General features: G+C 50.9%; 15 protein-coding genes. 8 read left to right on the top strand and 7 right to left on the bottom strand.

Annotated features, from left to right (window positions below; genetic code table 11):
* Positions 1-72: 72 nt before the first annotated feature.
* Entirely contained in the window at positions 73-2931 is a 2859-nt protein-coding gene (locus tag EA26_RS18390; RefSeq protein WP_039430546.1) for a valine--tRNA ligase, read from the top strand.
* Positions 2932-3044: 113 nt separating this feature from the next.
* Here EA26_RS18390 and EA26_RS18395 read toward each other — a convergent pair whose 3' ends face one another.
* Positions 3045-4049 carry a M48 family metallopeptidase gene (locus tag EA26_RS18395; protein WP_039430547.1) on the bottom strand — a complete coding sequence of 335 codons (1005 nt, stop codon included), beginning with the start codon at positions 4047-4049 and terminating at the stop codon, positions 3045-3047.
* Positions 4049-5224, bottom strand: a complete 1176-nt coding sequence (locus tag EA26_RS18400) for a YjgN family protein (protein WP_039430549.1) — start codon at positions 5222-5224, stop codon at positions 4049-4051. The genes EA26_RS18395 and EA26_RS18400 overlap by 1 nt, the downstream gene beginning before the upstream one ends.
* Positions 5225-5482: 258 nt before the next feature.
* Between EA26_RS18400 and EA26_RS18405 the strand changes: the two genes are divergently transcribed.
* Both EA26_RS18405 and EA26_RS18410 read left to right on the top strand, forming a co-directional pair.
* The gene (locus EA26_RS18405) at positions 5483-5893 is read left to right on the top strand and encodes a DUF2061 domain-containing protein (protein ID WP_039430551.1); all 411 of its coding nucleotides are present in this window, start codon (positions 5483-5485) and stop codon (positions 5891-5893) included.
* Between the two features lie 46 nt (positions 5894-5939).
* Entirely contained in the window at positions 5940-6434 is a 495-nt protein-coding gene (locus EA26_RS18410; RefSeq protein ID WP_039431679.1) for a GNAT family N-acetyltransferase, read from the top strand.
* Between the two features lies 1 nt (position 6435).
* Here EA26_RS18410 and EA26_RS18415 read toward each other — a convergent pair whose 3' ends face one another.
* Positions 6436-7236, bottom strand: a complete 801-nt coding sequence (locus tag EA26_RS18415) for a glycosyl hydrolase 2 galactose-binding domain-containing protein (protein WP_039431681.1) — start codon at positions 7234-7236, stop codon at positions 6436-6438.
* Between the two features lie 161 nt (positions 7237-7397).
* On the bottom strand, positions 7398-7820 hold the full coding sequence (rraB, locus tag EA26_RS18420) for a ribonuclease E inhibitor RraB (protein ID WP_039430553.1): 423 nt from the start codon (positions 7818-7820) through the stop codon (positions 7398-7400).
* A gap of 566 nt (positions 7821-8386) precedes the next feature.
* Here rraB and arcA point away from each other — a divergent pair.
* The 5 genes from arcA (at position 8387) to EA26_RS18445 (ending at position 12947) form a co-directional block, all read left to right on the top strand.
* Entirely contained in the window at positions 8387-9607 is a 1221-nt protein-coding gene (arcA, locus tag EA26_RS18425) for an arginine deiminase (RefSeq protein WP_039430555.1), read from the top strand.
* A gap of 142 nt (positions 9608-9749) precedes the next feature.
* Positions 9750-10754 carry an ornithine carbamoyltransferase gene (gene argF, locus EA26_RS18430; RefSeq protein ID WP_039430557.1) on the top strand — a complete coding sequence of 335 codons (1005 nt, stop codon included), beginning with the start codon at positions 9750-9752 and terminating at the stop codon, positions 10752-10754.
* Between the two features lie 280 nt (positions 10755-11034).
* Complete coding sequence (gene pyrB, locus EA26_RS18435) at positions 11035-11964, top strand: aspartate carbamoyltransferase (protein WP_039430559.1); 930 nt, start codon at positions 11035-11037, stop codon at positions 11962-11964.
* A gap of 15 nt (positions 11965-11979) precedes the next feature.
* A complete protein-coding gene (gene pyrI, locus EA26_RS18440) occupies positions 11980-12441 on the top strand; it encodes an aspartate carbamoyltransferase regulatory subunit (protein WP_039430560.1) in 462 nt (153 codons plus the stop codon).
* 116 nt (positions 12442-12557) lie between these two features.
* Positions 12558-12947 (top strand): RidA family protein, encoded by a 390-nt coding sequence (locus EA26_RS18445; protein WP_039430562.1) that lies wholly within the window; start codon positions 12558-12560, stop codon positions 12945-12947.
* A 76-nt stretch (positions 12948-13023) separates the two neighbouring features.
* On the opposite strand, the gene EA26_RS18450 is transcribed toward EA26_RS18445, so the two are convergent.
* The 3 genes from EA26_RS18450 to rapA all read right to left on the bottom strand — a co-directional run bounded on the left by EA26_RS18450 (position 13024) and on the right by rapA (position 17756).
* Complete coding sequence (locus tag EA26_RS18450) at positions 13024-13986, bottom strand: D-2-hydroxyacid dehydrogenase (RefSeq protein WP_039430564.1); 963 nt, start codon at positions 13984-13986, stop codon at positions 13024-13026.
* Positions 13987-14022: 36 nt separating this feature from the next.
* Positions 14023-14775, bottom strand: coding sequence for a pseudouridine synthase (locus EA26_RS18455; protein WP_039430565.1), 753 nt, complete (start codon positions 14773-14775; stop codon positions 14023-14025).
* 71 nt (positions 14776-14846) lie between these two features.
* Positions 14847-17756: an RNA polymerase-associated protein RapA gene (gene rapA, locus EA26_RS18460; protein WP_039430567.1), complete on the bottom strand. Its 2910-nt coding sequence runs from the start codon at positions 17754-17756 to the stop codon at positions 14847-14849.
* Positions 17757-17761 lie beyond the last annotated feature (5 nt).

Raw genomic sequence — 17761 nt, forward strand, 5'->3', positions numbered from 1 at the left:
TCTCTCTTTAGAGAGTTCACTTATAGAGATTGACTCAGATTCAACCATCAACGTATCCATTTAAAGAGCGCTATGGAAAAGACATACAACCCAACTTCAATCGAACAAGCTCTGTATCAGACTTGGGAAGAGCAAGGCTACTTTAAGCCACACGGTGACACGACGAAAGCGTCATACAGCATCATGATCCCGCCGCCGAACGTCACAGGTAGCCTACACATGGGCCACGCGTTCCAAGACACCATCATGGATACGCTGATCCGTTGTGAACGTATGAAGGGCAAAAATACCCTTTGGCAAGTCGGCACCGACCACGCCGGTATCGCCACTCAGATGGTGGTTGAGCGTAAGATCGCTGCAGAAGAAGGCAAAACTAAGCACGATTACGGTCGTGACGCTTTCATCGACAAGATCTGGGAATGGAAAGGCCAATCAGGCGGCACCATTACTCAGCAGCTTCGTCGTCTTGGCGCATCAGTCGACTGGGATCGTGAGCGCTTCACCATGGATGAAGGTCTGTCGAATGCTGTTCAAGAAGTGTTCGTGCGTCTCTACGAAGATGACCTCATCTACCGTGGTAAGCGTCTGGTTAACTGGGATCCTAAACTGCACACTGCGATCTCCGATCTCGAAGTTGAGAACAAAGAGACCAAGGGCCACATGTGGCACTTCCGCTACCCGCTCGCAGACGGCGTAAAAACCGCAGATGGTAAAGACTACATCGTTGTCGCCACCACACGTCCAGAAACCATGCTCGGCGATACTGGCGTGGCGGTAAACCCAGAAGATCCTCGTTACAAAGATCTGATTGGTAAAGAGATAATCCTGCCTATCGTTGATCGTCGTATCCCAATCGTAGGCGATGAACACGCCGACATGGAAAAAGGTACGGGCTGTGTGAAAATCACCCCAGCGCACGACTTTAACGACTGCGAAGTGGGTAAACGTCATCAACTGCCGATGATCAACATCTTCACTTTCGATGCCAACATCCGCGACGCTGCAGAAGTGTTCACCACCAACGGTGAGCCAAGTGATGTGTACTCCACCGAGATTCCAGCCAAATACCAAGGTATGGAGCGTTTCGCGGCGCGTAAAGCGATCGTGGCGGAATTCGACGAGCTTGGCCTGCTGGAAGAGATCAAAGATCACGACTTGACGGTGCCATACGGCGACCGTGGTGGCGTGGTGATCGAACCTATGCTGACTGACCAATGGTACGTGCGCACTGCACCGCTGGCAAAAACCGCGGTTGAAGCGGTTGAAAACGGCGACATCCAATTCGTGCCTAAGCAATACGAAAACATGTACTTCTCTTGGATGCGTGACGTTCAAGACTGGTGTATCTCTCGTCAGTTGTGGTGGGGTCACCGCATCCCAGCTTGGTACGACAACCAAGGCAATGTTTACGTTGGTCGCAGCGAAGAAGAAGTTCGTCAAAAGCACAACCTAGAGTCGGTGATTGAGCTGCACCAAGACGAAGACGTACTGGATACCTGGTTCTCTTCTGCACTATGGACCTTCGGCACGCAAGGTTGGCCAGAGCAAACGGATGATCTGAAAGTGTTCCACCCTTCAGATGTACTGGTGACGGGTTTCGACATCATCTTCTTCTGGGTTGCGCGCATGATCATGATGACCATGCACTTCGTCAAAGACGAAAACGGCAAGCCACAAGTGCCATTCAAAACCGTTTACGTTACCGGCCTAATCCGTGATGAAAACGGCGACAAGATGTCGAAGTCAAAAGGTAACGTACTTGACCCGATCGACATGATCGACGGTATCGACCTTGAGTCTCTGGTTGAGAAGCGCACTGGCAACATGATGCAGCCTCAGCTTGCAGCGAAGATCGAGAAGAACACGCGTAAGACATTTGAAAACGGCATTGAAGCATACGGTACAGACGCACTGCGCTTCACCCTTGCTGCAATGGCATCAACTGGCCGCGATATCAACTGGGATATGAAGCGTCTGGAAGGTTACCGTAACTTCTGTAACAAGCTATGGAACGCCAGCCGTTACGTAATGATGAACACCGAAGAGCAAGATTGTGGCTTTGGCGCAGGTGAGATCGAATACTCACTGGCGGACAAGTGGATCGAGTCTCAGTTTGAACTCGCAGCGAAGGCGTTTAACAACCATATCGATAACTTCCGTCTCGATATGGCAGCCAACACCCTGTACGAATTCATCTGGAACCAATTCTGTGACTGGTACTTAGAGCTAACCAAACCGGTTCTATGGAAAGGGACTGAAGCGCAACAACGTGGTACGCGTCGTACGCTAATCACAGTGCTGGAGAAGACGCTACGTCTGGCTCACCCTGTGATTCCTTACATCACCGAAACTATCTGGCAAAGCATCAAGCCACTAGTAGACGGTGTGGAAGGCGAGACCATCATGCTGCAATCTCTGCCTCAATTCGATGAAGCGAACTTCAACCAAGCAGCGCTCGATGACATCGAATGGGTAAAAGCCTTCATCACTAGCATTCGTAACCTACGTGCTGAATACGACATCAACCCAGGTAAGCCTCTGTCTGTGATGCTCAAAGCGGCGACAGCAGAAGACGCTGCGCGCGTTGAAGCCAACAAGCAGGTGCTGATTTCTCTGGCTAAGCTGGAGTCAGTACGCGTGCTCGCAACCGGTGAAGAAACGCCTGCCTGTGCAACCGCACTGGTCGGTAAATCTGAGCTGATGATCCCAATGGCAGGCCTGATCGACAAAGATGCCGAGCTGGCTCGTTTGGATAAAGAAGTAGCGAAAACACAAGGCGAAATCAAACGCATCGAAGGTAAACTGGGCAACGAAGGTTTCGTTGCGAAGGCCCCTGAAGCGGTTATCGCCAAAGAGCGTGAAAAGCTGGAAGGTTACAAAGAGACACTGGCTAAGCTAGAAGAGCAAAAAAACACGATCGCGGCACTTTAATTCCAAAGTGAATTAAGAGATCCATGATTAATCAGAAAAGGCAGCGAGTTCGCTGCCTTTTCTATTGGCTTTCTTTAGCCGCTTGCGGTTTGCCGCACACATTTCCCCTACCGCTAATCACTGCGCGCAGCATCGATGCGGGAGTCAAAATCAGGATGAGTACTCAGCCATGCGGGCACTTCCCCCTCACTTTGCTGCTGAAAACGCTCAAACATCTCTGCCATCGGTTCACTACTACCATATATCTGCCGCATCGCCAGTTTCGCGTAATGATCCGCCTGCTTTTCGGCCTCACGCGATTGGCCATTGGAAGCAATGAATACGCCCATCCCCGCCAGATTATCAACGATGCCCGAACTTTCCCCCGTGATCAGAGAAACACTGACGGAGAGTATGGTCGATTGCACCAATTGCTTCATCATATGCCGGTGATGAACATGCCCTAACTCATGCAAAATGATGCTATCAAGCTGCGCTGGCGTCTCTGCCAGAGCCACCAGCTCATCTAAAAGAATGATAGTACCGCCGGGTAGCGCAAACGCATTCGCTCCTTGAGCCGATGAGCGAAACTGCACATTGATAGCAAAAGGCAGCGGAGCAAGCTTTTCGACGTGCTGCGACACACGCAAACGAATTGCCTGCTGCTGCGAGGCGGCAAGCTCGCTGGGGACGAGGTGCTCGTCCAAGGTTTGCAAGATCTTCTCGCCCAGAAGCAACGAGACCGAGTCGGGCAAACGCTCAGCTATCTTGTCACTCGCCCAAGGCAACGCGTAGACATACCCCCAAAGCAGAATAGCGATACAGATGAACGAGGAAACCACCCAAGCGGTGATATTTCCTTCCATCCAATCGACAAAGCGAGTTCTGCGCTTACGATGACGCTGCAACCATTGCTCTATTGCCGCACTGCGGGGAGCAACAAACACCCACCCCTGCGCAAAGGTAAAACGGATGGGCAGATTGCCCACCGGATCGCTGACCGTCACATGATGCTGCTCACAACTGATAATGTCCCCATTTATGTGCAGCGCGACAAAATTGGCCTGAGAGAGATCTAACATCGCCTCGTGTCGCTCTGAGCTACGAGGCGCAAACGCGGTGCCTTGAATGCGTGACATCAGCTAATGCCCATGCCAAGATCAAACACCTGCGCCAGCTCGTCACTGATGGCCGATTTCACCTCCGAATCCTGATCCCAAGCTTTCAGTTGCGTCATGTCGCCCAGCACCGCCGTATTAGCTGCGACATATCGCGTGGTGCGCACCATCACCCAAGGACGTGCTAAACCAAGCGTCACCAATTGCAATAAGAAGTTGCTGATCACTAACGTGGTGTAATTCCACACGCCCATGGTCGAAGAAAAAGTAAACGTTTGTTCACTGTCACTTGCTTGCTGCGCACGCAGACAAGAGAAGACATAGTTGCGAATACGAGTGGTAGTGTAGGCCGTCATGACGACCGACATAATTAAAATCAAAGCATACATCAATGGAACAACAAACAAACTCGAATGGTTCTCAAGAGTAGAGAGATCGCCATTCACTAAATCCATCAACACACCTGAGCCAAACACATACCCGAGCACAACCCCACCGATGATGGCACTAAAGAGTACACCGAGTAGACTCGCTTTCAGGTAAACCGAAGCAAAGAAACCCGTTTTCAACTCGGCACTAAATTGCCATTCGCCATACTGATAACCATTGGCAAAATAGTGATGCATACCCACCGCCATCCAAGCGTAAAGCACGGCGGCGACAACCAGCCCGAACAGACCGAGTAACATGGCGGCCATTCCTGACGAGAAAGCCGCAGCAAACACTAGGCTGCCGTACAATCCAAGCACAATCAGCGAGACAATACCACGCCCCAAAATGGCAGTATAGGCGCCACTTAGTGAGGCATTAAAGGCAAAATGCACGTTGCGATAGCTAGTCATCGCCGCATCAAAGCGAGCATTGCTCCACATCAGCCAAGGCAAGGCGAGATAAAACGCGATCAAAAGCAACGCACTGAATAACGGGAAGATGGTGTTGGTAACCGCCCAGACAAGCACCACCAACAAGGCCACTAAACGGCCTTTAAGCAGTTGAATCGGGGTGGCGTGATACTCAAAATTATCACCTGCGAGCTCAGTATTGCCGTAAAAGTAGCGTTTTGTTCTGACCTTTGCCCAAGCGGAGTAGATGCCTAAGGTGATAACAGACAAAAGAATATTGACGATCCAGATGCCAAAAAACTCGCCCCCTTGGCCGTGAAATTGGATGGTATTTCGCGTTGATGTGTTGTTCATTGAAACTATCCCTGACGTAATAATTAATAAGAAAATCAGTAATTTTATAAAACCTGTTATTCTAACCGGATTATACTCCCCCATTCAGTGATGCATCTAAACAAAACACATTGATTTCCTATATAAATCACTCAGCAACCCATATATAGCTTTTGACGATTAATTAGATAGATTCAATCGAATTTCCCTTTAATTATTTTTCTCAGATACTGCACTTAACGCCGAACCAACTACGATGGCGTACTGAGAGGATCCATCATGAAAAAGACCCTAACCTTTGCTGCCCTGCACTTTACTATCGCCTTTACCGTCGCTTACTTGCTGACTGGGGATATTCTGATCGGCAGTTTGATCGCCATGATTGAGCCCTCAGTGAACACCGTGGCATTTTACTTTCATGAGAAAGCATGGGCGCAAGCACCCGCGTTAAGAGCGCGTCAGTGGATGACCAAACTCAAGACTACCAGCTTTGCGACCGTCCATTTCAGCGTGGCGTTTTCTGTCGCCTATCTATTGACTGGTGACCTTTTGGTCGGTGGCGTCATGGCGATGATTGAACCTTCGATCAACACAGTGGTGTACTACTTCCATGAAAAGGTCTGGTTACGCCACAGTGCAAGCAAACAAACGCGCGATTCGCACCGTTTTTGTTTGCACCCAACGGCGTAGCCACTCTATAGTTTTGACCATCATGAACTGAACTATGAATGGCCTTATGTCACAAGAAATGGAATTTACCTTACGCCCGATAACCCTTGAGGATAACGCCTCAATAGCCCATGTGATTCGCCAAGTCTCGGCCGAATATGGCTTAACCGCCGATAAAGGCTACAGCGTCGCCGATCCGACACTGGACGATTTGTACAGTGTCTACAAACAGCCACGCGCTGCGTACTGGGTGGTGGAACATCAAGGCGAAGTGGTCGGGGGCGGTGGCTTCTCACCGCTCAGCGGCGCCGAGCATATCTGTGAACTGCAAAAAATGTATTTTTTACCCATTTGCCGCGGCCAAGGGCTGGCCAAGCAAATCATCGCCTTGTGTAAAGCGTTGGCGAAAGACATGGGCTATCAACAATGCTATCTTGAAAGCACCGCCAACTTGAAAGAAGCGCTGGCACTGTATGAAAAAGTTGGCTTTCGCCATCTCGATGCACCACTGGGCAACACCGGTCACGACGCCTGTGAAGTGGTGATGATCACAGAGCTCTAACTCACCACACCCAATGACTGACACAGAGATCTTGGCTAAGCGCCACTGAGAACTCTTGGCGTTGCCCATCGAGTTCCACCGTCAGTGAGTAAAGATCTCGCGGATCGGGATCGTTGAGATCGGCATAGCGCGGCGCTTCGATATAAAACAGCGCGCAAGCGTGTGCCGCTCTCACATCAATCGGGATCTGATACGTCATACCGTTGAATTTCACCGCTGCCGAGACTAAGCCGGGCGCAAAAGTTTGATAATAAAGGTCGACCTTAAACTCACAGCCACCGCCGTGATGCCAGATCTGCTCGGTGGTGATGTGATCGAGTCGCACATGGCGGATAAATTGCAGATACGGCACTTGCCAGATGCCGATACGCTCATCGCTTTTGTGATAGGCATTAGCCGTCAGTACGCACACATCCGGTTCATCTTCGTCAAACAGTAAGGATTCTTCTTCCTCAAGAAAAAGGATCTCGAAACGATTTCGCCCCAGTTGCAGATAAGGCCGGATATCTTTGCGATAGACAAGTTGACTTTGGTCACAATCAAACACCGCTACCCCATTGAGGCGCACCTCAGCATGATAATCAACCCCACCGAGTACCAGCTCAACCGCCGGAAAGGCCAGCATCGCCTCGTCAACCTCAATGTCATGCATCAAATGCCACTCTTGCTGGGCAATCTCCTGCTCTGAGAGATCGTCAGGCAAAATTTGGCTCAGTGGAGCGGGAAAAGTAATGTCATCTTGAGCGATGGAGAGATCAGTCAGAGGAGAAAGTTGCCAAAGGCCGCTAAGCGAGAGTTGCATAATGATATTGAGCCAGATCAAATTTGCGCCATTATACGCACATTCGTATCGCAGAAGCGAGACATCGCGGCGTAGATTAATGACCACATAATCAAATCATTTGGTGGCGAGCAAAGCAGGCAATAAAAAAGCTGGCGTTTGCCAGCTTTCAAATCAAGCGATTAATCTTCGTAATCGTCGTCTTCGTCATCATCAGGGTAAAGTGCGTCTTCGCCTTCGTAGTACGTGCCCCATCCGTCATAAATAATGTCATATTTTTCAGCTAGATGAACCAGTTTCTCAACCTGGGCGTCAATCGCTTCGGCATCAAGGGCAGATTGCATGGTGGCATCACAGCAAAGCAGGATCTTACCATCTTCGTCTTCAGTCTCTTCCGCTTCCAAAACCTCAAAACCCATTTTAAAGGCTTCAACCACCGCTTTTTCCAGCGTCTCAAAGTCTTCGGCAAACAGATGGTGCTCAATTTCATACAGAGCATCAGGATCGCTGCCATCTTCAAGTAGTGCAGCAATAATATCGCGAGTATCTTCCTTTTGAATCTCGATTAATTCTTCAACTGACAGATATTCATCTTCGTGAGACATGGTTTAGCTCCGGAATCGTAACTCTAACTTGGTTCATCGTTAATGCGGTGAAATATGGCATGGATCGAGCGGAAAAGCCACCGACAAACTCTTTTCCCCTTTATCTTTCTCTGCTGCGGCGAGCAAAAGTCACAAGCACGTCAACTTTGCTACACTAAATTAACAATTTTACCCTTTCAGTAAGATTCAGAAGATCCTACGCGAGCAAAAACGAACAGCACATAAATATAATTGCCTAAAATTTGCCGCTTCATTCACGATTAAATTCTGTCAAAAAACGAGATTGCGACTAATGGAGCGGCAATAAGTGCATATTATTGAATGTCTATTCAATCATTTCCTAAGATTCCTCATCCAAAGAGCAGTAAGTGACGCGCATAAAAACGCATATTTTGCCCTCCAAAATAAAGAACACCAAAACAGACCATAACTCCAAGATGTAAACAAAAATTAGCAACAAAAACCAAAATTAAAACAAAATGCAGAATTTAAACAAAGTAAAGCGATTTGCATCTTATAGATAAGGTTGTCATAAATAGCGGCAGGATAAATTGTAAGGATGCAAAATGAGCAAGCTGTATGTCGGCTCCGAGGTCGGTCAACTACGACGAGTGTTGTTAAACCGCCCAGAACGAGCCCTAACCCATCTCACCCCCTCCAATTGCCACGAGTTACTGTTTGATGATGTGTTAGCGGTTGAGGCGGCGGGCCAAGAACACGATGCGTTTGCCAACACGCTGCGCAGCCAAGGGGTTGAAGTGTTACTGCTGCACGATCTCTTGGTTCAAACCCTAGCCGTGCCGCAAGCCAAACACTGGCTGCTGAATGTGCAAATTTCGGATTTTCGCTACGGGCCGATTTTCGCCCGCGATCTGCGCCACTATCTCTCTGATATGGACGATGAGCATCTGGCGACCATTCTACTTGGCGGATTAGCCTACTCTGAGTTGCCGATCAAATCCGCGTCTATGCTACCAAGAATGAAGCGCCCGCTGGATTTCGTCATTGAGCCGCTGCCCAACCATCTCTTCACCCGCGACACCTCGTGTTGGGTATACGGAGGCGTGTCACTCAACCCAATGATGAAAGCGGCGCGCCAACGCGAAACCAACCATTTGCGCGCGATTTATCATTGGCACCCGACGTTTGCAGGGCAAGATTTCATCAAATACTTCGGTGATGAAGACCTGCACTACGACAACGCCAATATCGAAGGCGGCGATGTGCTGGTGATCGGCAAAGGCGCGGTGTTAATCGGTATGTCTGAGCGCACCACGCCACAAGGGGTAGAAAACCTCGCGGCGAGCCTGTTTAAGTCCGGCCAAGCAAAAGAGGTGATCGCCATTGATCTGCCAAAGCACCGCTCTTGCATGCATTTAGACACCGTCATGACGCACATGGATGTCGATACTTTTTCGGTCTATCCAGAAATCATGCGCAAAGATCTCGATACTTGGCGCCTCACACCGCAAGGGAATGGTGAAATGCGCGTCGAGGCATCGCATAACTATCTGCATGCTATCGAAACCGCTCTTGGTTTGGATCAGCTCAACATCATCACCACAGGTGGTGACAATTACGAAGCCGAACGCGAGCAGTGGAATGATGCCAATAACGTACTGACCGTCAAACCGGGCGTGGTGATTGGCTACGAGCGCAACGTCTACACCAATGAGAAGTATGACAAGGCAGGGATTGAGGTTTTAACCATTCCCGGCAATGAACTGGGACGCGGCCGTGGCGGCGCACGCTGCATGAGTTGCCCGATTGAGCGCGATGACATTTAATCTCGCTAACTCCCAGTCGTTTCAACAAAAACCGATGTTTGCGCATCGGTTTTTCCTTACGCAAATAAAAATATTTATTCACAAATATAGCATTTATATGTTTTACTAGCGCCATAACTCTTCATAGAAAAAGGGCTGGCTCATGGCATTTAATCTTCGCAATCGCAATTTTCTCAAGCTGCTGGACTTCTCGCCGAAGGAAATTCAGTTTTTGCTGGACCTCTCCGCGCAGCTGAAAAAAGCCAAGTACGCCGGAACCGAGAAGAAAACCTTACAAGGCAAGAACATCGCGCTGATCTTCGAAAAAGCGTCGACCCGTACACGCTGCGCCTTTGAAGTGGCCGCTTTTGATCAAGGGGCACAGGTTTCTTACATCGGTCCATCCGGTTCGCAAATCGGTGACAAAGAGTCGATGAAAGATACCGCTCGGGTGCTCGGGCGAATGTACGATGGCATTCAGTATCGCGGCTTTGGTCAAGCGATTGTTGAAGAGCTTGGCGCCTACGCAGGCGTGCCAGTGTGGAACGGCCTGACCGACGAATTCCATCCCACGCAAATTCTTGCTGATTTCCTCACCATGCTAGAGCACGGCCAAGGTAAAGCCTTGCATCAAATCAAATTTGCCTATCTTGGCGATGCGCGCAACAACATGGGTAATTCACTCATGGTTGGCGCAGCTAAGATGGGCATGGACATTCGCTTAGTCGCGCCGAAAGCCTTTTGGCCGGAAGAGGAGTTAGTGGCCCTTTGCCAAACCATTGCCAGCGAAAACGGGGCGAAAATCACCTTGACCGAAAGCGTCGAAGAGGGCGTGACCGGGTGTGATTTTCTCTACACCGATGTGTGGGTTTCCATGGGCGAAGCACCGCAAGCGTGGGATGAGCGCGTGGCGCTGATGAAGCCGTATCAAGTCAATATGGCGATGCTCAAGCAAACGGGCAATCCTGCGGTGAAATTTATGCACTGCTTACCCGCCTTCCATAACGATGAAACCGTCATCGGCAAACAAGTGGCGGAAAAATATGGGATGAAAGGGCTAGAAGTGACAGAAGAGGTGTTTGAATCAGACCACTCAATTGTCTTTGATGAAGCAGAAAATCGCATGCACACCATCAAAGCGGTGATGGTGGCAACGCTGGGCAGCTAACGGAAACACGAGTGAGTTAATCGATTACATTGGCGCGTAAAAGCTTGATGTAATCGCTTGCGCTCACGCGCTTGATGCGTATAATACCCGGCAATTTGTCCGAGGGTTATGAAATGACAACGCGTTTGACAACCAACACAGCACGACGAGCAGGCACTCAATCTCACCTGCATGGCGCTGTTTCTTCTGTCGTTGCATTGACTAATCCGATTGATTTTTAAAGCCTCCCGTAATGGGAGGCTTTTTTATTGCCTGAAACATTCAGATAGGGAAGACGACTATGACAAACTCGCTTTATAAAAAGCACATTATTTCCATTCCGGAGCTGAGCCGCGCTGAGCTGGAATTGATTGTCAAAACGGCTGGTCAACTCAAAGCAGAGCCAAATCCAGATCTGATCAAAAACAAAGTGGTGGCGAGCTGCTTCTTCGAGCCTTCAACCCGAACCCGCTTGTCGTTTGAAACGGCGATTCAGCGCATCGGCGGCGACGTGATTGGCTTTGACGATGGCGGTAACACCTCGCTGGCGAAAAAAGGCGAAACACTGGCCGATTCCGTGCAAGTGATCTCTAACTATGTGGATGCGTTTGTCATGCGCCACCCGCAAGAGGGCGCAGCGCGTTTGGCGTCGGAGTTCTCAAACGGCGTGCCCGTGATTAACGCGGGCGATGGCGCTAACCAGCATCCCACACAAACCCTGCTTGATCTGTTCACCATTTCTGAAACCCAAGGCCGCTTGGACGAGCTCAACGTGGCGTTTGTCGGCGACCTCAAATATGGCCGCACGGTCCACTCGCTCACTCAAGCACTGGCGAAGTTTAACAACATCCGTTTCTTCTTTGTCGCGCCAGATGCACTGGCGATGCCAGAGTACATTCTGGAAGAGTTGGATGAAGCAGGCATCGCCTACAGCGTGCACAACGACATGGACAGCGTGATCCCTGAGTTAGATATTCTCTACATGACCCGCGTGCAAAAAGAGCGTTTCGATGCCTCGGAATACGTGCACATCAAATCGGCCTACATTCTCACCGCCGCCATGCTGGAAAATGCCCGCGATAACTTGAAAGTGCTGCACCCGCTGCCACGCGTCGACGAGATCACCACCGATGTGGATAAAACGCCTTACGCCTACTACTTCCAGCAAGCGGGCAACGGCGTGTACGCGCGTGAAGCCCTGTTGGCCCTAGTTTTGAATGAATCACTGTAATCGGAGAGAAATAGCATGGAAAAAGAGACAAAATTGCAGGTTGAAGCGATTAAAAACGGTACAGTGATTGACCACATTCCGGCACAAGTGGGCATTAAGGTGCTGAAACTGTTCGATATGCACAACTCTTCCCAACGCGTCACCATCGGCCTCAATCTGCCCTCTTCCGCGCTTGGCAGTAAAGATCTGCTCAAAATTGAGAACGTCTTCATCAGTGAAGAACAAGCGCGCAAACTGGCGCTGTATGCCCCGCACGCGACCGTTAACCAAATCGAAAACTACCACGTGGTGAAGAAACTGGCGCTAGAGTTGCCGGAGTTTGTCAGCGATGTGTTCGAGTGCCCGAACAGCAACTGCATTTCTCACAACGAGCCCGTGGCCAGCAGCTTTCGCGTATTTGAAAAGAAAGGCGATGTGCGCTTGAAATGCAAATACTGCGAGAAAGTATTTTCACGCGAAATCGTCACCGAACGTTAATCGTCACAAGCACTTCCCCAGCCTTCGCGGCTGGGGATTTTCTCTTTACCAATCATCCCTTTCGCGGCACACTGAAGCCTCTTTTGTTTTCCCTTCAATCAAGATGGAACATAACAATGACTAAAGTACTTCACACTGATTCGGCGCCTGCGGCCATCGGCCCTTACATTCAAGGCGTTGACCTTGGCAACATGGTCCTAACTTCAGGCCAGATCCCCGTCAACCCTGCGACTGGCGAAATCCCAGCAGAGATCGCAGCGCAAGCACGTCAGTCGCTCGACAACGTCAAAGCCGTGGTCGAAGCCTCTGGCCTGAGCGTGGGCGACATCGTAAAAATGACGGTTTTCGTCAAAGATTTAAATGACTTCGGCACAGTGAATGAAGTGTACGGCAAGTTTTTTGACGAGCACAACGTGGCGCACTACCCAGCTCGCTCTTGCGTAGAAGTGGCTCGCCTACCGAAAGATGTTGGCATCGAAATCGAAGCGATTGCGGTACGCAAATAATCGATTGAGTCGGCTCACAGAGCGCGGCAAAAAGTAAGGGTGACACGAGGTCACCCTTTTTTGTCTCTGCGTGAGGTTACACTACGCGATTTAACGCTTCACCGCGCCAAAAAGCGTTAATGTTTTCCATCAGGATCTCGGCCAGTTTGCTGATCGCTGAATCACTGCCCCACGCCACATGCGGCGTGAGCAGCAAGTTCGGCAACGCCATGTTCGCCAACAGCGGATTGGTTTCATCGGCAGGCTCTTGGCTAAACACGTCCACGCCCGCACCAGCAATCACACCATTTTTCAGCGCAGCGACCAACGCCTGCTCATCGACCAAACCACCTCGGCCAGCATTGAGTAAAATCGCCGATGGCTTCATTTGTGCCAGTTCATCCGCGCCAATCAAATTGATCGTGTGCTCAGACAGCGGACAGTGCAAGCTTATGGCGTCACTGTTTTGCAGCACTTCACTAAACGGCAGATACCCCTCGCGGCACTGCGTCGCCCCTTTGTGCTCAGCAAAAAGCACCTGCATACCCAGCGCTCGCGCCAGTTTGGCGGTGGCTTGGCCCAGTGCACCTGCGCCAATAATGCCTAAGATTGTGCCAGCAATATCGCCAATCGGATGGGTAAAAAAGCAGAACTGCTTATCTTTTTGCCAGACGCCAGCGGCAATATCTTGATGATAAGCAAACAGATTACGTCTTAGGGCAAACAGCATCGCCATCACATGTTCCGGCACTGAGTTGCCCGCATAGCCTCGCACGTTACTCACTGCGATCTGCTTGGCCGCGCAGTAGTCCACATCTACGTTATTAAACCCGGTGGCTGCCACCGCGATCATGCGCAGATTGGGCAGTTGACTTAACACCGTTTGGTCTAACACCACCTTATTGGTGATAACCATGTCGGCCGCTTGCAGGCGCTCCACCACTTGCTCTGGCGAGGTGAGAGGGTACTCAACCCAGTGGTGAGCAAAATCAACTTGCGGCAGTGGAATGTGAGCGGGAATGGTGGCTCGGTCGAGAAAAACGATAGTGGGCAGTGACATAGCAACTCCTGTAATGCACTGCCCATCGCTCGTTGATTAAGGGTTGGACAGCGTTTTGTAATCCGGTAATTTACGCGCAGGATCGTAATAAGAAAAGATCATCTCTTGCGCCTGCGGATAAAAATCACACGGCACAAAGATGCTGCGCAGCCAACGATTCTTCGGATGATAAAAGCTCAGCTCAGCGGCATGCAACTCTAAACGTGCAGAAAAGGCGCGCGCTTCACCGCTGGCGTAAAACTCATCCCCGACAATCGGATGACCGATGGACTGCATGTGTACGCGCAGTTGGTGCGTACGACCGGTGATCGGCAGTAGGCGCATGATGGTGGTTTTCTCACCATTAGGGTGCACTTCACGCTTGGCCACATGGAACTTAGTCTGCGATGGCCTGCCCTCTTCATAACACACTTTCTGCAACGGACGATTTGGCCAGTCGACAATCAGCGGCAGATCGATCATGCCTTCATCGGCTTCCACATGGCCCCAAACGCGAGCGTAGTAGATTTTGTGCGTTAAACGGTATTGAAACTGCTTCTTCAGTGCCGATTCTGCATGTTTGCCTTTGGCGAGCAGCATCAAGCCTGAGGTGGCGAGATCCAAACGGTGTACCACTTGAATGTCTGGATCTTGCTGTTTCAAACGACTCCAGACGCTGTCGTTGTATTGCGGCAAGCGCCCCGGCACCGACAGCAGGCCAGACGGCTTATTGACCACCAAGATATGCCCATCTTCATAGACGATATCTATCCAAGGGTCGGTCGGCGGATGGTATTCAAACTCAGACATAAAAGTGTCTCATAACAAAATCAATCAAGGTCGCCCATCGCATGGCATATCCAGCCGATGGGCGACGCGAATTAGTTGTGGCTGACCACAATCAGACGCAGTGAATCAAGCTGGTACTGCGCTTTGCCAATGTAACCACTCAGCTCTTTGATTTGCGCGTCAATCGCTTCCAGCTCTTCATCACGAATATTCGGGTTGACCGCTTTCAGCGCTTGCAGACGTTCCAGCTCACCATTGAGGCTTTGCTGCATCTCTTGCTGTGCTTGCTGGCGAATCGCTTCGACGCGCTCAACCACCAGCGCATCACCGGACTCGATCAAACGGTGAATATCTTGCTGCACCGATGAAACCAGTTTGCTGGCCAGATGGCGGTTAACCGGGCTAAGTTGACGGTTAAAGCCTTCAAACTCAACCTGAGCCGACAAATCATTGCCGCGCGCATCCATCATCAAACGGATGGGCGTGCGCGGTAGGAAGCGGCCAATACCGCTGCGTTTAGGCGCTTGGGCATCCACAGCGTAGATCAGCTCGAGCAAAATTGTGCCAACCGGCAACGCTTTGTTCTTCAGCAGCGACACCGCACATGTGCCGACGCCTTCGCTCATCAACAGGTCGATACCGCCCTGAATCATCGGGTGTTCCCAACTGATAAAGTGCATGTCTTCACGCGACAGTGCCGTATCGCGGTCAAACGTGATGGTCGCTCCTTCGTAGGGTAAGCCCGGGTAGCTTGGCACCATCATGTGCTCGGATGGCGTAACGACAATCGCGTTTTCGCCTTTATCGTCTTGGTTAAGGCCAATGGTATCAAACAGGCTCAGCGCAAAGCTCACCAAGTTGGTATCGCCATCTTTGCCCGCGATCTCTGCCACGATCTGCTGCGCTTTTTCGCCGCCGTTAGAGTGCATTTCCAACAGGCGATCGCGCCCTTGTTCCAACTGCGCTTTTAGCTCGAGGTTCATTTTAGCCGATTGGGCAATCACCTCTTCCAGCGGCGTACTGTCACCGGATGCGAGGATCTCAATCAGCGTATCGGCGTATTGGTCATACACCGCACGGCCTGTTGGGCAGGTTTCAGCAAATGCGTTCAAGCCTTCATCGAACCAACGTGCGAGCACCTCTTGCGCAGTGCCTTGCAGGTAAGGGACATGAATGTCGATATCACGTTTTTGTCCGATGCGATCCAAACGGCCAATCCGCTGCTCAAGCAGATCCGGGTTAAACGGCAAATCAAACATCACCAGCTGGTTAGCGAACTGGAAGTTACGGCCTTCTGAGCCGATCTCACTACAGATCAGCACCTGAGCGCCGCCCTCTTCCTGAGCAAAGTACGCCGCCGCTTTATCGCGCTCGAGAATCGACATGCCTTCGTGGAAGACGGTGGCGCGAATGCCTTCACGCTCGCGCAGCGCTTGCTCTAGTTGCAATGCCGTGCTGGAGCGTGAGGCGATAACCAAAATTTTCTCGCTGCGTTTGGCGAGAATTTTTTCCAGCAGCCAGTTTACCCGTGAGTCAAATTGCCACCAGCTTGAATCGTCCCCTTCAAACTCTTGGAAGATCTCTTCCGGATAAAGGTTTTTCATCGCACGCGCTTCCGGCGTCATTTTACCGCCAATCATGCCAGAGACACGCATTGAAGTAGTGTATTGCGATGGGATCGGCATCGGCAGCAGGTGCACGTTACGTACTGGGAAGCCTTTGATGGCCGCACGGGTGTTACGGAATAGAACACGCCCCGTACCGTGGCGATCCATCAGGTTGTCAATCAGCTCTTGGCGCGCAGCGGCTTTGCTCTCTTCATCGGCGTTGCTTTCGATAATACGAAACAGCGGTTCAACGTCCTGCTCCGAAAGCAGTTCAGTGATCTGATTTTTTGCCTCATCAGGCAGCAGCTTGCCCGAAAACAGGGCAGTGATCGCATCGGCAACTGGCGCGTACTGCGCTTCTTCTTCGACAAACGCTTCGTAGTCGTAGAAACGATCTGAATCAAGTAGGCGCAGACGGGCAAAGTGGCTCTCGCGGCCAAGTTGCTCGGGCGTCGCGGTCAGCAGCAATACGCCCGGCGTGCGCTCAGCCAGCCCTTCAATCACTTGGTAGCCGCGGCTTGGTTTGTCTTGGCTCCATTCCAGATGGTGCGCTTCATCGACCACCAACAGATCCCAATCCGCTTCCAGCGCTTGCTCAAAACGCTTGCGACTTTTGCGCAAAAAATCCAGTGAACAGAGCACGTACTGCTGGGTGTCAAATGGGTTGTCCGATTCGGCGAATGCTTCGACGCAGCGCTCTTCGTCAAAAATCGAGAAATGCAGGTTGAAACGACGCATCATTTCCACCAGCCACTGGTGCTGCAAAGTTTCTGGCACCACAATCAAAATGCGCTCAGCACGACCAAGCAGCACTTGTTGATGAATGATCATCCCCGCTTCGATGGTTTTACCTAGGCCCACTTCATCTGCCAGTAATACGCGCGGCGCATGACGACGCCCCACTTCGTGGGCAATGTAAAGTTGGTGAGGAATAAGGCCAGCGCGCATGCCACAGAGGCCGCGCATTGGGCTGCGATGCTGCTCATACTGATTTTTCAATGCGCGGTAACGCAGCACGAAGTTGTCCATGCGGTCGATTTGACCAGCGTACATTTTGTCTTGCGGCTTGTTGAAACGGATTTGGTTACTAAGGAAAATTTCACGCAGCGCGACTCCGGTCTCTTCGGTGTCTTCGCGCGTGCCGAGGTAAGTGTAAAGGCCTTTCTCCTCCACCACTTGTTCTACACGCAGTGACCAGCCTTCTTGACACTCCACGACATCACCGACGTTAAAAATCACTCGGGTTACTGGGGCATCGTTACTGGCATAAACACGGTTTTCCTCTGAAGCGGCGAACATTAATGTCACCGTTCGCGCGTCTAACGCGACCACCGTACCTAAACCCAAATCACTTTCCGTATCGCTGATCCAGCGTTGCCCCAGAGCAAATGTCATGAATT

Source organism: Vibrio navarrensis (assembly GCF_000764325.1).
Lineage (GTDB): Bacteria > Pseudomonadota > Gammaproteobacteria > Enterobacterales > Vibrionaceae > Vibrio > Vibrio navarrensis.

Coding starts and splice junctions, on each gene's coding strand:
- EA26_RS18390 (WP_039430546.1), top strand. CDS start 73: ATGGAAAAGACATACAACCCAACTTCAATCGAACAAGCTCTGTATCAG.
- EA26_RS18395 (WP_039430547.1), bottom strand. CDS start 4,049: ATGTCACGCATTCAAGGCACCGCGTTTGCGCCTCGTAGCTCAGAGCGA.
- EA26_RS18400 (WP_039430549.1), bottom strand. CDS start 5,224: ATGAACAACACATCAACGCGAAATACCATCCAATTTCACGGCCAAGGG.
- EA26_RS18405 (WP_039430551.1), top strand. CDS start 5,483: ATGAAAAAGACCCTAACCTTTGCTGCCCTGCACTTTACTATCGCCTTT.
- EA26_RS18410 (WP_039431679.1), top strand. CDS start 5,940: ATGTCACAAGAAATGGAATTTACCTTACGCCCGATAACCCTTGAGGAT.
- EA26_RS18415 (WP_039431681.1), bottom strand. CDS start 7,236: ATGCAACTCTCGCTTAGCGGCCTTTGGCAACTTTCTCCTCTGACTGAT.
- rraB (WP_039430553.1), bottom strand. CDS start 7,820: ATGTCTCACGAAGATGAATATCTGTCAGTTGAAGAATTAATCGAGATT.
- arcA (WP_039430555.1), top strand. CDS start 8,387: ATGAGCAAGCTGTATGTCGGCTCCGAGGTCGGTCAACTACGACGAGTG.
- argF (WP_039430557.1), top strand. CDS start 9,750: ATGGCATTTAATCTTCGCAATCGCAATTTTCTCAAGCTGCTGGACTTC.
- pyrB (WP_039430559.1), top strand. CDS start 11,035: ATGACAAACTCGCTTTATAAAAAGCACATTATTTCCATTCCGGAGCTG.
- pyrI (WP_039430560.1), top strand. CDS start 11,980: ATGGAAAAAGAGACAAAATTGCAGGTTGAAGCGATTAAAAACGGTACA.
- EA26_RS18445 (WP_039430562.1), top strand. CDS start 12,558: ATGACTAAAGTACTTCACACTGATTCGGCGCCTGCGGCCATCGGCCCT.
- EA26_RS18450 (WP_039430564.1), bottom strand. CDS start 13,986: ATGTCACTGCCCACTATCGTTTTTCTCGACCGAGCCACCATTCCCGCT.
- EA26_RS18455 (WP_039430565.1), bottom strand. CDS start 14,775: ATGTCTGAGTTTGAATACCATCCGCCGACCGACCCTTGGATAGATATC.
- rapA (WP_039430567.1), bottom strand. CDS start 17,756: ATGACATTTGCTCTGGGGCAACGCTGGATCAGCGATACGGAAAGTGAT.